Source organism: Actinoplanes sp. GCM10030250 (assembly GCF_042666575.1).
In the GTDB taxonomy this organism is placed as follows: Bacteria; Actinomycetota; Actinomycetes; order Mycobacteriales; family Micromonosporaceae; genus Actinoplanes.
Map to the genome: position 1 here is coordinate 283,891 of NZ_JBHTDO010000002.1, position 17,944 is coordinate 301,834.

At 70.3% G+C, this 17,944-nt stretch carries 16 protein-coding genes and 1 pseudogene; 8 read left to right on the forward strand and 9 right to left on the reverse strand.

The window, feature by feature from the left end:
• Positions 1–325: 325 nt before the first annotated feature.
• The 3 genes from ACFQV6_RS04485 to ACFQV6_RS04495 form a co-directional block, all read right to left on the reverse strand.
• Positions 326–1,096 (reverse strand): isoprenyl transferase, encoded by a 771-nt coding sequence (locus tag ACFQV6_RS04485; protein WP_378026017.1) that lies wholly within the window; start codon positions 1,094–1,096, stop codon positions 326–328.
• A 32-nt stretch (positions 1,097–1,128) separates the two neighbouring features.
• Positions 1,129–2,256 (reverse strand): geranylgeranyl reductase family protein, encoded by a 1,128-nt coding sequence (locus ACFQV6_RS04490; protein ID WP_378026018.1) that lies wholly within the window; start codon positions 2,254–2,256, stop codon positions 1,129–1,131.
• Positions 2,257–2,320: 64 nt separating this feature from the next.
• On the reverse strand, positions 2,321–4,126 hold the full coding sequence (locus ACFQV6_RS04495; RefSeq protein WP_378026019.1) for a phosphoenolpyruvate carboxykinase (GTP): 1,806 nt from the start codon (positions 4,124–4,126) through the stop codon (positions 2,321–2,323).
• A gap of 309 nt (positions 4,127–4,435) precedes the next feature.
• Here ACFQV6_RS04495 and ACFQV6_RS04500 point away from each other — a divergent pair, with 309 nt between their 5' ends.
• Genes ACFQV6_RS04500 through ACFQV6_RS04510 form a run of 3 tightly spaced genes read left to right on the forward strand, consistent with a single transcriptional unit; the run spans position 4,436 to position 6,393 of the window.
• A complete protein-coding gene (locus ACFQV6_RS04500) occupies positions 4,436–5,200 on the forward strand; it encodes a sigma-70 family RNA polymerase sigma factor (RefSeq protein WP_378026020.1) in 765 nt (254 codons plus the stop codon).
• A gap of 25 nt (positions 5,201–5,225) precedes the next feature.
• Entirely contained in the window at positions 5,226–5,789 is a 564-nt protein-coding gene (locus ACFQV6_RS04505; RefSeq protein ID WP_378026021.1) for a GtrA family protein, read from the forward strand.
• A 37-nt stretch (positions 5,790–5,826) separates the two neighbouring features.
• The gene (locus ACFQV6_RS04510; RefSeq protein ID WP_378026022.1) at positions 5,827–6,393 is read left to right on the forward strand and encodes a GtrA family protein; all 567 of its coding nucleotides are present in this window, start codon (positions 5,827–5,829) and stop codon (positions 6,391–6,393) included.
• On the opposite strand, the gene ACFQV6_RS04515 is transcribed toward ACFQV6_RS04510, so the two are convergent.
• The 3 genes from ACFQV6_RS04515 to ACFQV6_RS04525 are packed head-to-tail and all read right to left on the reverse strand — an operon-like array spanning position 6,383 to position 8,890.
• Positions 6,383–6,937, reverse strand: a complete 555-nt coding sequence (locus ACFQV6_RS04515; protein ID WP_378026023.1) for a PH domain-containing protein — start codon at positions 6,935–6,937, stop codon at positions 6,383–6,385. The genes ACFQV6_RS04510 and ACFQV6_RS04515 overlap by 11 nt on opposite strands.
• 4 nt (positions 6,938–6,941) lie before the next feature.
• Positions 6,942–7,850: a biotin--[acetyl-CoA-carboxylase] ligase gene (locus ACFQV6_RS04520; RefSeq protein ID WP_378026024.1), complete on the reverse strand. Its 909-nt coding sequence runs from the start codon at positions 7,848–7,850 to the stop codon at positions 6,942–6,944.
• Between the two features lie 26 nt (positions 7,851–7,876).
• A complete protein-coding gene (locus tag ACFQV6_RS04525) occupies positions 7,877–8,890 on the reverse strand; it encodes a hypothetical protein (RefSeq protein WP_378026025.1) in 1,014 nt (337 codons plus the stop codon).
• A gap of 115 nt (positions 8,891–9,005) precedes the next feature.
• Between ACFQV6_RS04525 and ACFQV6_RS04530 the strand changes: the two genes are divergently transcribed.
• A complete protein-coding gene (locus ACFQV6_RS04530; protein WP_378026026.1) occupies positions 9,006–10,577 on the forward strand; it encodes an acyl-CoA carboxylase subunit beta in 1,572 nt (523 codons plus the stop codon).
• 128 nt (positions 10,578–10,705) lie between these two features.
• Here the strand turns inward: ACFQV6_RS04530 and ACFQV6_RS04535 are convergent, their stop codons facing one another.
• The 3 genes and pseudogenes from ACFQV6_RS04535 to ACFQV6_RS04545 form a co-directional block, all read right to left on the reverse strand.
• Positions 10,706–11,446, reverse strand: coding sequence for a M50 family metallopeptidase (locus ACFQV6_RS04535; RefSeq protein ID WP_378026027.1), 741 nt, complete (start codon positions 11,444–11,446; stop codon positions 10,706–10,708).
• A 23-nt stretch (positions 11,447–11,469) separates the two neighbouring features.
• Entirely contained in the window at positions 11,470–11,685 is a 216-nt protein-coding gene (locus ACFQV6_RS04540) for a hypothetical protein (protein WP_378026028.1), read from the reverse strand.
• A 2,109-nt stretch (positions 11,686–13,794) separates the two neighbouring features.
• Positions 13,795–14,671, reverse strand: a pseudogene (locus ACFQV6_RS04545) (serine/threonine-protein kinase); the annotation flags it as partial.
• 101 nt (positions 14,672–14,772) lie between these two features.
• Here ACFQV6_RS04545 and ACFQV6_RS04550 point away from each other — a divergent pair.
• The 4 genes from ACFQV6_RS04550 (at position 14,773) to ACFQV6_RS04565 (ending at position 17,811) form a co-directional block, all read left to right on the forward strand.
• A complete protein-coding gene (locus ACFQV6_RS04550) occupies positions 14,773–14,970 on the forward strand; it encodes an acyl-CoA carboxylase subunit epsilon (protein ID WP_378026029.1) in 198 nt (65 codons plus the stop codon).
• An 86-nt stretch (positions 14,971–15,056) separates the two neighbouring features.
• Positions 15,057–15,479 carry a hypothetical protein gene (locus ACFQV6_RS04555; RefSeq protein ID WP_378026030.1) on the forward strand — a complete coding sequence of 141 codons (423 nt, stop codon included), beginning with the start codon at positions 15,057–15,059 and terminating at the stop codon, positions 15,477–15,479.
• Entirely contained in the window at positions 15,479–16,696 is a 1,218-nt protein-coding gene (locus ACFQV6_RS04560) for a hypothetical protein (RefSeq protein ID WP_378026031.1), read from the forward strand. Before ACFQV6_RS04555 ends, ACFQV6_RS04560 begins: the two co-directional genes overlap by 1 nt.
• Positions 16,690–17,811 (forward strand): S8 family serine peptidase, encoded by a 1,122-nt coding sequence (locus ACFQV6_RS04565; RefSeq protein WP_378026032.1) that lies wholly within the window; start codon positions 16,690–16,692, stop codon positions 17,809–17,811. Before ACFQV6_RS04560 ends, ACFQV6_RS04565 begins: the two co-directional genes overlap by 7 nt.
• Positions 17,812–17,944 lie beyond the last annotated feature (133 nt).

The window sequence follows — 17,944 nt, forward strand, 5'->3', positions numbered from 1 at the left end:
GACCACCCGAGCAGCGCGACCACCCGAGCAGCGCGACCACCCGAGCAGCGCGACCACCCGAGCAGCGCGACCACCCGAGCAGCGCGACCACCCGCGATCTTGTGGAGGTGCACAGCAACGGGGCGCACCAAGTTCACAAGATCGCGGGAGCAACGCACGGCCGCCAGCAAGCAGCACGCGCGGACGCGAGGCTGGGCGGCGCGGAAGCAACGCACGGCCGCCAGCGAGCAGCACGCGCGGACGCGAGGCTGGGCAGCGCGGAAGCAACGCACGGCCGCCAGCAAGCAGCACGCGCGGACGCGGGGCTGGGGCGGCGGTCGAGCCGTCAGGCGCCGTAGCGGCGCTGGCGGGTGGCGTAGGAGCGGAGGGCGCGCAGGAAGTCGATGCGGCGGAAGTCGGGCCAGTTCGCGTCGTGGAAGTAGAACTCGGAGTGCGCCGACTGCCACAGCAGGAACCCGGACAACCGCTGCTCCCCGCTGGTGCGGATGACCAGGTCCGGGTCGGGTTGACCGCGCGTGTACAGATGTTCCGCGATGTGCTCCACGTCCAGGATCTCGGCGAGCTCCTCGAGGGTCCCCCCGGAAGCCGCGTGCTCGTAGAGCAGGGAGCGCACCGCGTCGGTGATCTCGCGCCGTCCCCCGTACCCGACAGCCATGTTGACCTCGACGCCGCCGCTGCGCTCCCGGGTACGTTCCTGGGCGGCCTTCAGGGTCGCCGACGTCGGGGCGGGCAGCAGGTCGAGCGCGCCGACCATGCGCAGCCGCCACGGGTTGCCGTCCTCGGACAGTTCCGTCGCGAGATCTTCGATGATCTTGACGAGCGGGTCGAGTTCGGCGGCCGGGCGGCGCAGGTTGTCGGTGGCCAGCAGGTAGAGGGTGACGTGTTCGATGCCGGCCTGGTCGCACCAGGTGAGCAGCTCCTTGACCCGGCTCGCGCCGACCCGGTGGCCGTCGTTGGGGTCGACGAAGCCCATCTCGCGGGCCCAGCGCCGGTTGCCGTCGCACATCACGCCGACGTGCCGGGGCACGGGCTTACCGGCCAGCTTGCCCGCCAGCCGCCGCTCGTAGAAGGAATAGACCAGGGAGCGCAGAGTCATCACCGCAAAGCGTAACCATCCCTGCCGCACGCTCAAGCGCCGACGGTCCGCCACGGCACCAACCGCGACGCGATGCGCCCGATCGTGCGAGCGTCGAGCAACCCGTCCGCGAGACCGAGATCCACCATCCGGGCGAAGACGTGTGGGTCGGCGGCGGCCGCGCCGACCGCGGCGTCGGCGACGCGTGGCCAGGTGGTGAGCCGGGCCGCGGCGGCGGAGTGCCGCAGGTGCCGTCCGAGGCGCCGGTGCAGCGCGTCGCGGTAGCGCCGGGCGACGTCGTGCGGGCCGCGGGCGGCGGCGGCGCCGGCCAGCGATCCGGAGAGCACGGCGTAGAAGATTCCCTCACCGGTGCACGGGTTGATCAGGGAGAGGGCGTCGCCGGCGAGCAGCAGGCGACCGCGGCCCGGCACCGGGCGGTGGGTGGACAACGGCAGGTGGTGCCCGCGCAGGCCGGTCGGTTCGGCGCCGGGCAGCAGATTTCGCAACCTCTCCATCAGGTACGACCGTGACAGCGCTGTCCCCCGGAGGAGTTCTCCGTACCCGACGTTGGCGGTGCCGTCGCCGATCGGGAACTCCCAGGCGTACGCCGGCCAGCGCTGCCGCGTGGTGATGATGACCTGTTCGCCGGTGTTGGTGGTGGGACGGTAGCCGCGGATCGCGATCGCCAGGTGCCCGGGCGGGTTGGCCTCTTCGCCGAGTGAGCGCCGCACCACCGATCCGGCACCGTCGGCCCCGATCACCACGTGGGCCCGGTAGGTGCCATCGATCACGACGGTGTGCTCCTCGCGTACCTCCCGGGTGGTGTGTCTGTGAAAAACGGCGCCGGCGGCGACGGCAGCCCGAACGAGACGCTCGTCGAAGACCCGGCGCGGCACGGTGTGTGCCGCCCGGGGCAACCGCCGGGCCGCCGCCGAACCGCCCGGCGCGACCAGCCGCAGGCGCTCGACCGGCGGATAGCCGGCGGTGACGTCCGGCACGCCGAGCGCGGTGAGTACGTCGACGGCCTCCGCCGCGATGCCGTCGCCGCACGTCTTGTCACGCGGGAAGTCCGCGCGGTCCAGCAGCAGCACCCGGGCGCCGGCCCGGCAGGCGGTTATCGCCGCCGCCGAACCGGCCGGTCCCGCACCGATCACCGCCACGTCGTAGGCATCGACTCCCATCAGAGAATCGTGCCTTACGGCGTGCTCGTCCCCTCTGCCGCGGGAGACGTGCCGGCGGAAGACGTCACGCCTTCTCGAGGCGGGCGCGCAGGGCGTCGAGTTCGGCCCACAGCACCGCCGGGAGCTTGTCGCCGAACTTCTCGAACCACTCGGTGACCTGCGGGATCTCCGCCAGCCACTCCTCGGTGTCGACCTTCAGCACGGCTTCGAGGTCGGCCGGGTCCAGGTCGAGGCCGGTGAGGTCGAGCGACTCCGGGGTGGGCACGTGCCCGATCGGGGTCTCCACCGCGTCGGCCTTGCCGTCGAGGCGCTCGGCGACCCATTTGAGCACCCGGCTGTTCTCGCCGAAGCCGGGCCAGAGGAAGCCGCCGTCGTCGCCGCGGCGGAACCAGTTGACGTAGAAGACCTTGGGCAGCTTGTCGGCGTCGCCCGAGGCTCCCTTGGCCATGTCGATCCAGTGCTGGAAGTAGTCGCCGGCGTGGTAGCCGATGAACGGCAGCATCGCCATCGGGTCGCGGCGCACCACGCCGACCTGCCCGACCGCGGCCGCGGTGGTCTCACTGGACAGGGTGGCACCGAGGTAGACGCCGTGTACCCAGTCGCGGGCCTCGCTGACCAGCGGGATCGTGGTCTTGCGCCGGCCGCCGAACAGGATCGCGTCGATCGGTACGCCGCGCGGGTCGTGATATTCGTCGGCGAGGATCGGGCACTGCTCGATCGGGGTGCAGAACCGGCTGTTCGGGTGGCTGGAGACGGCCTCGGAATCGGGCGTCCAGTCGTTGCCCTTCCAGTCGGTGAGGTGCGCGGGCGGCTCGCCCATGCCCTCCCACCAGATGTCGCCGTCGTCGGTCAGCGCCACGTTGGTGAAGACCGAGTTGCCCTTGGCCAGGGTGCGCATGGCGTTCGGGTTGGTGTGGAAGTCGGTGCCGGGCGCGACGCCGAAGAGCCCGAACTCGGGGTTGGTGGCCCAGAGCCGGCCGTCCTCGCCGAAACGCATCCAGGCGATGTCGTCGCCGACGGTCTCGACCTTCCACCCGGGCAGGGTGGGCTCGAGCATGGCGAGGTTGGTCTTGCCGCAGGCCGACGGGAAGGCGCCGGCGATGTAGCGGACCCGTCCCTCCGGCGATGTCAGCTTCATGATCAGCATGTGCTCGGCGAGCCAGCCCTCGTCGCGGGCGGCCACGCTGGCGATCCGCAGCGCGTAGCACTTCTTGCCGAGCAGCGAGTTGCCGCCGTAACCGGAGCCGAAGGACCAGATCTCCCGGGTCTCGGGGAAGTGCGAGATGTACTTGGTCTCGTTGCACGGCCACGCGACATCGCTCTGGCCGGGTTCGAGGGGTGCGCCGATCGAATGCAGCGCCGGCACGAAGTCGGCGTCGTCGCCCATCGCCTTCAGGACCCCGGCCCCCATCCGGGTCATGATGCGCATGCTGGCCACGACGTACGGGCTGTCGGTGAGCTCGACGCCGAACATCGGCTCGGGCGCGTCGAGCGGGCCCATGCAGAACGGGACGACGTACATCGTCCGGCCCTTCATGCAGCCCCGGTAGAGCCCGGTCATGAGCTGCTTCATCTCGGCCGGCGCCATCCAGTTGTTGGTGGGTCCGGCGTCGGCCTCGTCGACCGAGCAGATGAAGGTGCGTTCCTCGACCCGCGCCACGTCCGACGGGTCGGTGTGCGCCCAGAACGAGTTGGGTTTCTTCTTCTCATCAAGACGGACCAGCGCGCCGGACGCGACGAGCTCGTCGGTGAGGCCGGTCCACTCCTGCTCGGAACCGTCGCACCAGACGATCCGGTCGGGCGTTGTCAGGGCGGCGACCTCGTCGATCCACGCCAGCAGGCGGGGATGCGAGGTAGGGGGCTGAGACAAGATGAAGCTCCTTCGGTCGGCACTGACCAATGACGGATAGGCCGGAAGTCCGGCGTCTGTCATGGGAGTCACATCAGCGTAAGCCTGAGTGTGCGTTGAGTTCATCGGCCAAACCTGTGGACAACCGCACAATCTTTGGCTGCTTTGCGCGCAGACGATCGATTCTTCGTTGCTTGGTGCACGAGTGCGCACAGTCGCCGGATCCGGCCGCGCCGCACCGGCTGACACGACAACTTTCACAAAAGGGACTTAAGCCTTAAGCTTTCACCTAATCGGGCTTTCCTCGCAGTTCCGGCCACAGGAGGCGGAATGACGATCCCGGGCAACGACGCGGACTCGGACAACGACCTGCTGGGGGCCGTCCGGGCCGGCGACACCGCCGCTTTCGGGACGCTCTACGAGCGCCACCACGCGGCCGCTCGCCAGTTCGCGTACGGGCTGACCCGCGATCCCGCCGACGTCGACGACCTGGTCGCCGAGACGTTCGCCAAGGTGTTCGCGACCCTGCGCGCCGGGCGGGGGCCACTCGTGGCGTTCCGGGCGTACCTGCACACCACGATGCGCCACGTCTGCTACCACCGGGCCCGGCTGGACCGCCGCCTGGAGTTCACCGACGACCTGACCCGGTACGACCCGGGCGAGCCGTTCACCGACCCGGCACTGGACCGGCTGGAGCGCAGTTTCGCCGCGGCCGCGTTCCGGCAGCTGCCACCGCGCTGGCGCGACGTGCTCTGGCAGACCGAGGTCGAGGGCAGCACGCCCGCCGAGCTGGCACCGCGGATGGGCCTGACGCCGAACGCGGTCGCCGTACTGGCCCACCGCGCCCGGGAAGGGCTGCGCAGTCTCTATCTTCAGCAGCACGTGACCGCTGCCGATCACCCCGAGTGCCGCTGGGCGGGCGAACGGCTCGGCGGTCAGGTCCGCGGCCGGCTCGCACCGCGCGACTCCCATCGCATGGGTACACACCTCGCATGGTGCGGAGACTGCCGCAGCCGGCTCGCCGAGATCCGCGAGGTCGACGGCTTCCGTAACGCTCCGTACCGACAGCGTCACCATGTTGAGACGTCCGGTTAAGACTCGGCGGCGAAGGCCGCCGCCCGTGACCACCGCCGGTACCCTCGGACGCGTGCCGAACCCATCGCAGCCGACCGGCCTGCGCACACGGATCCGGGCGCTCGCCCGCGAGGTGGGCAAGTTCGGGCTGGTCGGCGGGATCGCGTTCGCGGTCGACCTGGCGATCTTCAACTACCTGCTGCAGTCGGGCAGCGAGACGCTCACGGCGAAGACCGCCTCGACAGTGGTGGCGACCACGCTCGCCTTTCTCGGCAACCGGTTCTGGACCTGGCGCGACGGTGATCACACCAACATGGCCCGTCAGTACACGATGTTCTTCGTGCTGAACGCGATCGGCCTCGGGATCGCCCTGACCTGCCTGGCGATCAGCCACTACGGTCTCGGGCAGATCTGGCCGGCACTCAAGAGCCCGGTCGCCGACAACATCGCGGGGCAGCTCGTCGGGACCGCTATGGGTACCATGTTCCGCTTCTGGTCATACCGCCGGTTTGTGTTCCGGGTCACCGACGCCCCGGGTAAGAACGACCCGGTGGCGGCCGGGCCGCACCGTACCGGGAGTATGACGTCGCCGTCATCCGCCTCCCCGTGACTCGGCGTAACAGCCCCCGTTCCCGTAAGGTTGCCCAATGCCCTCAGCCAGCTCGCTGACGGATCGCCTCCGCCGTCTCGCCCCGGAAGCCATTGCCTTCGGCATCATCGGCGCCGGCAACACCGCGCTCTACCTCGCCATCACCTGGGTCCTGCTGCCGATCGGCGCGGTCAAGGCGAGCATCGTGGGCACGCTGATCACGACGACCCTGGCCTACCTGGCGAATCGATACTGGACATACCGCCACCACACCCGGACGGCGATGCGCCGGGAGTACACGATGTTCTTCGGGTTCAACCTCGTCGGCATGGTGATCCAGTCCGGGACGATCGCGGTCGGCAAGTACGGGTTCGGCCTCACCGAGGAGCACGACGCGCTGCTCTTCATGAGCGTCACGGTGCTGGGCATCGGGATCGCGACGATCTTCCGGTTCTGGGCGTACCGCACGTTCGTCTTCCTCAAGCCGCCGGTCGACGGGCACGAGGGCGCCATCACCGAGATGGACGCCACCGCCGGTCTCGCCGAGCTGAGCGCGGCCGACCACCCGGGCAGCGCCGCGCGGCTGGACCTGCACCCGGAGCTGGACCCGCGCCCTAGTTCCTGAAGAGACGGCGGCGGGGAGCGGGTTCCTCCACCGCTTCCTCCTCTTCGTCCTCGTCGTCCGCCGGGGCGCGCTCGATCAGCTCGTAGAGCAGGGTCTGCACCTGCTGGGCGGCCGGCACACCGGCGAGCTTCGCGCTCTGCTCACCGATCGAGTCGACGGTGAGCGTGCCGCTGCCGAGGATCCGGTCCAGCAGCGACTGGGCCAGCGAGTGGTCGTTGACGCGGTTGAGCGGGAGGTCACGGCGCTCCCGGGTGAGGACACCCTGCTGCACCAGGATCCGCTCGTCGGTCAGCACGTAGTGGGTGCAGCGCCAGGCCACCAGCGGGGTGACGCCGTTGCGTACCGCGTACCAGAGCATGATCGTGGCGACCATCAGCAGCCCGATCCGGCCGCCCTCGGTCTCCGGCAGCATCACCCAGGCCAGGATGAACCCGGCCAGCGTCAGCAGCAGCACCAGGACCGGTGCGACCGCCGCCTTCCAATGCGGACGCAGGTGGAGGACCAGCTCCTCCTCGTCCGCGAGCACGTCGTCGGGGAACGCCACGCGCTCAGCGTACGTGCAGCACGTCACCGGCCGAGACCTGATGCCGGGCGCCGTCCTCCGTACGGATCACCAGCTGCCCGTCCCGGTCCACGGTGACCGCCTCGCCGGTCAGCTCGCCGCCACCCGGCAGCAGCACCCGGACCGTGCGGCCGATCGTGGCGCAGTGACGCTGGTACTCACCGAGCAGCCCGCACATCTCGGCGTCCCCGCCCGCCTCGCGCCAGCCGCCGTACCACCGGTCCAGGCCGCGCAGCAGCGCCCGCAACAGCGGATCCCGGTCGGTGTTCTCGGCGCCCGCAACGCGCAGCGAGGTAGCAGGCGCTCCGGTCGTCTCGGGCAGCTCCTCGGCGCGGGTGCTCACGTTCAGGCCGATCCCGATCACCACCGCGTCGCCGGTCACCTCGGCCAGGATCCCGGCGCACTTGCCCTTGCCTCCGGCCGTGCCCTCGCTCTCGCTGCCGGCCTTGCTCTCGCTTCCGGCCGTGCCTACCAGCAGATCGTTCGGCCACTTCAGAGCGGTTTCCACCTCGGCCACCCGGGCCACCGCCGCACGCAGTGCCACCCCGGCGAGCAGCGGCAGCCAGCCGAGGCTGCCGGACGGCACCGGCTTCCAGTCACGTTCCGGATCCGCGGCACCCGGGCGCAGCAGGACGCTGAGGGTCAGCCCGGCACGCGGCGGCGAGACCCACTGCCGGTCCCGGCGCCCCCGCCCGGCCACCTGGCTCTCGGCGACCACGACCAGGCCCTCCGGTGCTCCCTGCCGGGCCGCCTCGGCCGCGTCCGCGTTCGTCGAGCCGGTCTCGGTACGCACGTCGAGCCGCGACCACAGCCCACCGGGCACGACCAGGGCCCGGGTCAGCGCGCGGGCGGACAGCGGCGGGCGGTCGAGGTCGGAGTACGACGAAGGAGCCACCCCGGAAGCCTAGAGCGTGTCCCGAGTCAGCCGTGCGGACCCGCGGAGTGCCGGCTGACGTAGCCGGAGCCCGGCTCGGACCGCTCGACGGGCCTCGGCCGTGGCCGTGGCCGGGCCCGGTCGCCACGGCCGTGACGCGGTCCGGCCTCCGCCCTCTCGTCCCGGCCCGACCAGGATCGGGGCAGCCGGATGCGGCGGGCCTCCTCGTCCGGCGTCCAGGCAGTCACGAGCGCCGTCGGCTCCGCGGCCTGTACGGGTGTCAGGTCGAACCCGGTCGCCGGCTCGTAGTCGGGCACCGGTGGCAGCCGCTCCACCGGAACCGGCCAGCCGTAGGCACGGGCCGACGGCTCCGGGTCGGTGTAGAGGTCGTCCGGGACCGGGGTCCAGTAGTCACCGGCCGGCGGGCGGTCGTCCAGGTCCCGGTAGCTGGGGCGGACCCAGTCCTCGACCCGGTCGCCGTAGCCGCGGTCCGAGCGGTCGACCACCGGCCTCGGCTGCGGGAATCGGCCCTCGGCCCACGGGTCTTCGGCCGGCCGGGACTCGGCCGGCAGAGGCTCGGCCGGTGCGGGCCCGGCGGTCCTGCGGGCTTCCACATACGGCTCGTCGTAGCCGATGTCGTCGTCGTACTCGGGATCCTCCCGTTCACGCTCGCCGCTCTCGTCCGGCTCCTGGTCCTCGTACGCGAGCCGCACCCCGTCCGGCTCCTCCTCGTCGTCGGCGGCGAACCCGATCGAGGCCAGCCCACTGCGTTCGATCTCAGGGACGGCGGGCCCTCCGGTGAAGGCGCCGGCCTCGGGTTCGTGCAGGTCGAACTCCGCCGAGGGGAACTCGGCGGACTCCGGTTCCCGGATCGCGCGTACCGGCGGAGCGGTTTCGGGCGGTGCGGAGGTGATGGCCTTCGGTCGCCGGCGCCGGGCGGAGACGCCGGTCCGGGATGCGCGACGTGCCCCACCGCCGAAGATCACAGCACGAAAGCTGATCAGCGTGGCGAGGCCGCCTGCGATGAAGGCGAGCCCGGCCGCGGTCATCCAGTTCGTCACGAGGAGTGTAACGAATGGGGCATTGCGCGCGAAACGCACTCGTAGCGTCGCCCTCCCTGTGCGACGTCTACGATCGTCGCGAGTGCATCGAAGCCCTCCGAGCGTGGAGACCACCGTGACAACGCAGCCCGACATCCACACCACCGCCGGCAAGCTCGCCGATCTCACCCGCCGGACGGACGAGGCGGTGCACGCCGGTTCCGCACGCGCCATCGAGAAGCAGCACGCCCGCGGCAAGAAGACCGCCCGGGAGCGCATCGAGCTGCTGCTCGACAAGGACTCCTTCGTGGAGCTCGACGAGCTCGCCCGGCACCGGTCCACCGCCTTCGGGCTGGAGAAGAACCGGCCGTACGGCGACGGCGTCGTCACCGGCCACGGAACCGTCGACGGCCGGCAGGTGTGCGTCTTCTCCCAGGACTTCACGGTCTTCGGCGGCTCGCTCGGCGAGGTGTTCGGCGAGAAGATCGTCAAGGTGCTCGACCTGGCCATGAAGATCGGCTGCCCGATCATCGGGATCAACGACTCCGGCGGCGCCCGCATCCAGGAGGGCGTGGTCGCGCTCGGCCTCTACGCCGACATCTTCTTCCGCAACGTCCGGGCCAGCGGTGTCATCCCGCAGATCTCGCTGATCATGGGACCGTGCGCGGGCGGGGCGGTCTACTCCCCCGCGATCACCGACTTCACGGTCATGGTCGACCAGACCTCGCACATGTTCATCACCGGGCCGGACGTCATCAAGACGGTCACCGGTGAGGAGGTCGGGTTCGAGGAGCTGGGCGGCGCGCGGACGCACAACACCCGCAGCGGCAACGCGCACTACCTCGCGAGCGACGAGGAGGACGCGATCGACTACGTCCGGGCGCTCCTGTCGTACCTGCCCAGCAACAACCTCGACGAGCCGGTCCTCTACGACGCCGCGACGGACCTCGAGAGGACCGACGAGGACCGGGCGCTCGACACCCTGATCCCGGACTCGCCCAACCAGCCGTACGACATCAAGAAGGTCGTCGAGACCGTCGTCGACGAGTTCCTCGAGGTCCAGCCGCTCTACGCGCAGAACATCGTGGTCGGCTTCGGCCGGGTCGAGGGCCGGCCGGTGGGCGTGGTCGCCAACCAGCCGATCAGCCTGGCCGGGACGCTGGACATCGCGGCATCGGAGAAGGCGGCGCGCTTCGTGCGTACCTGTGACGCCTTCAATGTTCCGGTCCTGACCTTCGTCGACGTGCCGGGCTTCCTGCCGGGCACCGGGCAGGAGTGGGACGGCATCATCCGGCGCGGCGCCAAGCTGATCTACGCCTACGCGGAGGCCACCGTCCCCAAGGTCACGGTGATCACCCGCAAGGCGTACGGCGGGGCCTACGACGTGATGGGCTCCAAGCACCTCGGCGCCGATGTCAACTTCGCCTGGCCGACCGCGCAGATCGCGGTGATGGGTGCCCAGGGCGCGGTCAACATCCTGCACCGGGGTGAGCTCGCTGCGGCATCGGATCCGGTCCAGCGCCGGACGGAACTCATTCAGGAGTACGAGGACACGCTGGCGAACCCGTACATCGCGGCCGAGCGGGGTTACGTGGACGCGGTCATCCAGCCGTCACAGACCCGGGCGCAGGTCACCCGGGCGCTGCGGATGCTGCGCACCAAACGGGAGACCCTGCCGCCCAAGAAACACGGCAACATACCTCTGTGACATGGCTCCGCTTCGCTCCGCGGCAAAACGCCTTTTGAGCCGGTGAGCTGGCAGGCGATTTCCCGCCGTCCGCAAATCCCGCGGCCGTCGGCAAATCGCTTGCCAGCTCACCGGCGGCGTTTTGCGTGCTACGGGGTGCTGAGAGTGGGCAGCCACTGGCCGGCGAGGAGGAAGGCGCCGGCCAGCAGGGCGACCAGGTTCACCACGAGGAAGACGCCGACCCAGAACAGGGCGGGCAGGTGGGTGAGCCGGGCGAGCTGATCGGCGTCCGAGTCACGCATCCGGCCGCGCTTGCGCAGCGTCTGCAACTCGAAGACCGGACGAACACCACCGAAGAGCAAGAACCAGACTCCGGCGTACGCGAAAGCCGCCTGCACTTCCGGAGAGGCGTACCAGGACACCACGAAGACGATCGCGCCCGTGATCAGCAGCGAGATCACGCCGAACAGGTTCCTGATGTTGATCAGCATGAGTAGCAGCAGCGCCACCGCGAGCCAGAGCAGCAGCGTGATGCGGTTCCCGCCGAGCAGCCACGCACCGAGCACGCCGACCAGCGACGGCGCGATGTAGCCGCCGAGCAGGGTCAGGATCATGCCCGGACCGGTCGGGCGGCCCGCCGAGAGGGTGAGCCCGGACGTGTCGAACTCGAGCCGGATACCCCGCAGCTTGCGGCCGGTCAGCAGCGCGAACAGCGCGTGACCGCCCTCGTGCGCGATCGTGACGGCGTTACGGGCCACCCGCCAGATGGGGCGGACAACCACCGCTACGACACCCGCGACCGCGGTGAGCAGCACCAGCAGGCCGGGCGGATCCGGCTCGGCACCCAGAAGCTGGTCCCAGAGGTCAGTCACACCGTCGATCGACAACACGCCGGGGACTGTAGCCGATCACGCTATGCGCGTCGGCGTACCACTGCCTCCGCGGCCTCGGGCTCGCGCCGGGCGAGGGTCCGGGCGGCGAGAAAACCACCGCCCACCACCGTCAGGGTGGCGACAGCGAGCAGAACCATGAGCAGACCACCGGCGGCCACGACCAGCGCCACGTCGGCAACAGCGACGAGCATCCACAGGGCGATCGTGGGCTTACTGCCGTAGCGTCGGCAGTTCATGATGTACCTCCATCCGTGATACTGGATCAATACCCAGCCGTCCGGATCTCACTCCTGGAGGTGCGCCAGAGCCTGTCTCGACGCCCTAGCGCTTGGCAAACCCCTGGTAGATGACGTCGAGGTCCTTCTTCGACTCGTCCCAGACCTCGGGCGAGGTGTACCAGGAAAGCATGTAAGTCGTGCCGTCGATCGCGAAGGCCCGGCGCACCACGTGCTGCTCGTTCCCGCTGCCGGTCTTGTAGGTGAACTCCCAGTCCGCGGCTTTCCCGTGGTAGTCGACAGCGGTCACGCCGATCTTCTGGTAGCTGCGGTAGTGGCCGGTCTGCTGCTGCGCGATGAACTCCACCGGATCGCCGAGCGGGGAGTTGATCACGTCGACGCGGACCATCCGGTTGTCCCAGTTCAGGCTGAGACCGCTGCCGCCACCGCCACCCGAGACGCTGCCCGGTACCGGGAAACTGAAGCCGGACGCCTTGTAGGTACGCCAGCCGTCCGGGATCTTCCCGCTCGCACTGCTCGCCGGCGCCGGGGATTTCGGCTCCCCGCCGGTGTCGCCCTTCGCGGGAGTTGACTTGTCCGGTGCGGGCTTGCCGGTCGCCGCGGCCTTCGTGGTACCGGCGGTCGGCGTGCCCGAGTCGCCGGAGCCGAACGCCTGCACCAGGATGATCCCGACGAGCAGCACGAACGTGAGCACGATGCCGAGGCCGATGGCGGCCTGCCGCTTGGTCAGCGTGGTGCCGAGGATGGTGATCCCGTTGTTCCGGCGGTCGGCCGGGCGCAACTGCATCGGCGTCCAGGCGGGACGGCTCGGCGGGGCGAAGCCGGGACCCTGGCGGATCTCGCCGACCACGCGGGTCTGGTCCTCCGACTGTTGCCGGTTCCGCGGTTGCCTGACCCTGTTCTGGGGCTGCCTGTTCTGGGGCTGCCGCGCCTGCGGCGGGACGATTGCGGTGAGGTCGACGAAGGAGGTCTTGTCGGCGTCCGGTTCCTTCTTCTCCGAGCTCTTGTCGTCAGCTGCGGCCTCCGGCTCGGGCTGCTCGTCCCGAGTTTCCTGGCCGGTCTGAGCCTTTTGCGCTTCCTGATCCGTCGCCTTCTCGGCGTCCGTCCGGGAGTTCTTCGCCTCGGTCTCGGTGTCGGCTTCCGTCGCCTCAGCCTGATCGGGCGTGGACTCTACGGCCTGTTCGGCCTCCGGCTGAGCAGCTTCAGGCTGTTCCTCGGCCTCCGGCTCGTCGGTCTTCGGTGCGGCCTGCTCCGTCTCGGCTTTATCGGTGGCCTGCTCGGCTTTATCGGTGGCCTGCTCGGGCTTGTTGCCTGCCTGCTCCGCAGCCGTTTCGGCAACCTGCGCGGCGGGCTGCTCGGCCGCTTGCTCGGCGACCTTGTCAGCGGACGCTTCGGCGGCCTCGTCAGCGGTCGCCTCGGCGGCCTCGTCAGCGGTCGCCTCGACAGGCTGCTCGGTGGACCGTCCGGCGGGCGGGGCGTCGGGGGGCAGGACCGTGGTGGCGTCGGCGGTCGGCGCGGCGCCGCCAGGCATCACCGTGGTGGCCTCGGCGGTGGGCGCGGCGCCCGCGGGCATCACCGTGGTGGCCTGGGCGGAGTCCTGAGGGGTGGGCACGATCGGGTACGCCCCGGTTGCGGCGGCCAGCGACCGCTCGTGCTCCGGAGCGGCCTTCTTGCGCCGGTTGGCGGCCACGTCGGAAGCCGTGAAGCCGACCCGGGTGGGGCTCGCCGATGTCGCCGGGGGCTGCGCTCCGGGCTGGCGCCGGCTCGACGGCGGGACCTGTGCGGTCGCCCGTCCAGGTGCTCCCGGGTTGTTCGGGGGCGGATAGCCCGTACCGGGAAGATTTTTTGTCTCGTCCGGAACCGGCGGCGTGTCGAGCCGCGTCGCGTCGATGGGTTTGCTGCCCGGGCGCGGAGCGCGCGGCGGGGCGTCCGACGGCGCCGGACCACTGACCGGCGCCTTGCCCTGCGCGAACGTCGGCCGGCCGCCCGGCGGCGGACCCGCCGTGACCGGCGGCCGCGGACCCGGCACGACCGGCGCGGAACCGGTCGCATACCCGGCACCGGGCAGCACCGGCGGCCCGCCCGGACCGCTCGGCAGCGACGGGCGCTCACGGCCGACACCGGGCCGGCGCATGGTCGGGCTCATCGGGAAAGTGATCTTGGCGCGACGCCCGGCGGCACGAGCCAGCAGGCGCTCCGCCTCCTCGGCGTCGATGCGGTGGGCGGGATCCTTGCGCAGCAACCCGTTGAGTACGGCCTTGAGCGGTCCCGCGTTCCGCGACGGCGGTGGGTTCTCGGTCGCGAGCGCGGCCAGGGTGGCGATCGCCGACGGCCGCGCGAACGGTGACTGCCCCTCGACCGCGGCGAACAGGGTGGCGCCGAGCGACCAGAGGTCGGCCGCGGGACCCGCTGTGCCGTCACGCGCCCGCTCCGGAGCGATGTACGCCGGTGAACCCAGCACCAGGCCGGTCCGCGTCACGTTCGGGTCGCCGGGGACCGTCGCGAGACCGAAATCGGTCAGCACCACACGACCGTCGGCGCCCATCAGCACGTTGCCCGGCTTGACGTCGCGGTGCACCACGCCGGCCCGGTGGGCGGCACGCAGCGCGTTGAGCACACCGAGGCCGATCTCGGCGGCGCGGACCGGGTTGAAGGGCCCGTCGGCGGCGAGCGTGTCCTGCAGCGAGCGGGATGCCACGTACTCCATGACGATCCACGGGTCGGCGTCCGTACGCAGCACGTCGAAGACGCGAACCACGTTGACGTTGTTGAGCCGGGCGATCGCGCGAGCCTCACGCAGCGACCGCTCCCGCATCTCCTGCCGCTCGCCCGGGGTCAGCCCCGGCGGCGGCACGAGTTCCTTGATGGCCACGTCCCGGTGCAGGACGACATCGGTCGCCCGCCAGACACGCCCCATCCCGCCCTGACCGAGCGGCGCAACGAGCCGGTACCGATCAGCGACAACGAGTGGGGGAGAAGAAGACATCACGCAGAAAATACCTGGTTCTGTCGAGCGGCCGCGAATTGATCAGCCGAGTGTGGGACACGTGTCACCGGAACTCCGGCCACCCGTCGTACGCTCGGCTGATGAATGCGGAACCGCTGGTCAGCGTCGTACGAGGAAGCCTAGACGATCATGAGCTGGCCGCGCTGGCCGCCATCCTGACATCTCGATCCACATCGGTCAATTCCGGAACTCCTTCGCCGATCACCTCGGACTGGATCCGATCAGCCCGCCCCTCGACCTCCCCGCGCAGCTGGCGCGCCTCGGGCCTGCCCCGCTGAAGCGCTGTCCACAGGGGCCGTTTCCACACGCTGTAACCGGATAATCTCACAGAGGTTATTCAGTCGAGCGTCGATGGGCGGCCCCGATGATCCCTGACGAGGACCTCGGCCCGGCGTGGCTGCGCGATTACGGTCACACCGATTTCGGCGACATAGCCGCCGACATCCTCGCCATGGAGCACTTCGCCGCCAGGCTGAGGGCCGACGTCGAGGGTAACTACGCACCCCGCGCCCGCGCCGTGAGCGACACGCTGCTCACCAGCCTGCCGCCCGCCCATCCCCACTTCGGCGAGCTGGACCAGTTCCTGCGCGCGCACGAGCGGGCCCAGGACGTCGCCCTGCAGAACGTCTACAACTACGCCAACGGCACCTACGGCTTCGCCGCCGCCGCCCGCGAGGTCAGCGACAGATACCGCGGCAGCGACGCCTTCGCCCGCGCCCGGGTCACCGACGTGCACGCCGGCCTGCGCGCCGCGGGCATCCTCCCCACCGCTGAGGAGGACCCCTGATGCGCGCCGTACCCCCGGCCACCAGCTGGCACAACCTCCACGTCGGCGAGATGTGGTCGATGATCGAGACCCATGACGGGGTGGCACACCAGCAGCTGATCTCCGGGTGGAGGAGGTCGTTCGAGCTGGTGCTCCAGCACCTCTCCAGCGTCCAGCGCTACCGCGACAACCTCGCCGCCGCCTGGCCGCCGTCGAGGAGCCCGGCCGCCGCGGCGTACATGGAGCGGCTCGATGTGCTGATCGCCAGCCTCCGGGGCACGTATGAGGCCGCGGTGGAGAACCACCGGGCCCTCTCCGGCGCGACCGGTGCCCTGAACTCGGCGCGGCGCGAGATGGAGCCCATCCAGCGGGAGTGGGCAGCCAACGAGGTGCGGCTCGCCGAGTTCAGGGCGGAGATGCGTCTCCATCACCTGGTGGGCGGCAAGGCCAGAGGAATCCCGCCCCGGTCCCCGATCCCCACCGGCCGCCAGGCCCACCTGGAGGAACGCGCCCGCCGAGTCATGTCGTCGCTCAGCGCGGAGCTGGCGACTGCCCAGGTCTCCCTGGTCACACCGGAGCTCTACAAGGTGCCCCGGAGCACGGACATCGGGAACAGAAGGTTCTCGGCGCCCGCCTTCCCGCTATCGCAGACGGCACCCTCGTTCGCATCGGATGCACGATCGGGAGGGGATCCGCCGCAGGAACGGGCCGGAGCACGGAACAGTTCCGGAGCAGGCCGCGCAACGACGGGCTTCTCGCCCGGTCCCGCCTTGAGTGGAGTCAGCTCTCCCACCGCCATCACACCGCCCGGTCAGTCCGCGCCTGCCGTCGAGCTGCCGGGGATGGGGAGCCTGCCACCCGGTGGTGTCCTGGGCGTTCCTGAGCGGCGTTCGCCGGCTCTCGCTCCAGGAACATCGCGGCTCAACGCGCCACCTTCACCTGTCGCTGAATCGCCGCTCGGCAACCTGATTCCACCCTCCGGTGCCGTCATCGGCGCGATTCCGGCGGCCGGGACATCCCTGAATTCACGGGCACCTCTGCGGGTCAATCCGGTTGGCGGAATCATCGGTCAACCGCCGCCCATTGCACATCCGAGCCGGCGGAGTCCCGGCACCCATCGGGGCCTTGAGCGCGACACCCACTGGGACGTGGCCGGGGGAACGGATCCGGTCATCGAACCTCCTCGGGAGAGGAAGATCGACCCCGGACCGGTAATCGGAATCGGCCAGCCATGCTGAACTCGGTCGCGGTCGCGGGAAAGATCGTCGCTGTCCTGACCATCGCATCGATCAACATCGGCGCTGGTCACCGGGCCGACTCGACCTCCGCCGGCGTACGGTCCGCGCAGTGGTTCCTGTCCTATCTCCACGTCGACGAGGCCCACTCGACGAGCCAGGGCTCGGGGGTGATCGTCGGAATTCCCGACAGCGGCGTCAGCATCCACCCCGACCTGCGGGGAAGCGTGCTGGCCGGCGCCGACATGGTCGACGGCGGCGACGGGAGCGGGCACACCGACCAGATCGGGCACGGCACCCAGATGGCCGGGCTGATCGCCGCGCACGGCAGGAACGGCGACGGGGCGCTCGGCATCGCCCCGTCGGCTCAGCTGCTTCCGATCAAGATTTTCGGCTCGGCGGATCAGGACGTCGACCTGCCCGCCGGCATCACCTGGGCGGCCGAGAACGGCGCGAAAGTCATCAGCGTCTCCTCGGTGGCGGCGCCGTCACGGCAATTGAGCGCCTCCTTGAAGTCGGCACGTGCCCATGACGCACTCGTCGTCGCAGCGGCCGGCAACCGTTCCGAGCACCTTTTCCCGCAACTTCCCGCCGCGGTTCCCGAGGTTCTGGCAGTGGGCGCCGTCAATCGGAGCGGAGCCCATGCGCGCTATTCGGTCACCGGCGGGGAGCTGGACATCTGCGCTCCGGGAACGGAGATTGTGACGACCGGCCTCAGCGAGAGTTATCGCATCACGGACGGGACCTCGGCGGCGGCGGCAATCGTTGCGGGGGCGGCTGCTCTTGTTCGGTCCGAGTTTCCGGAGCTTTCCGCGCAGGAGGTCGTTCATCGGCTGACGGCCACCGCGACGGACATCGGGCCGCCGGGGCGCGATGACGAGTGCGGGTTCGGGGTGCTCAACATCGTCAAAGCGCTCACCGCTGATGTGCCTCCGCTCGCTTCGAGCTCCACACCGGCTTCGGAGACCAACGGCTCGGAGACGACGGGCCCGGCCGCGGCGCCAGATTCGACTCCCGCCCGGGCAACTGCGGCTGCCGTCGTGGGGATAGTCGCGGCAATTGTCGCGATCAGCACTCTCGTCGCTTTCCTCGCAGTGCGCAGGCGCCGCCGGTCCTGATAGGCGATGGGGGCCAGAGGCAAGACCGGAATTGAATACCGGCGGCGCCCACACAGGTCGACGAGCCGGGAGCCCGGGGTTTTGTCCGCGTTCTCGACTGAAACATGGCGCTTGCGGGCACTTTCGCACCCCT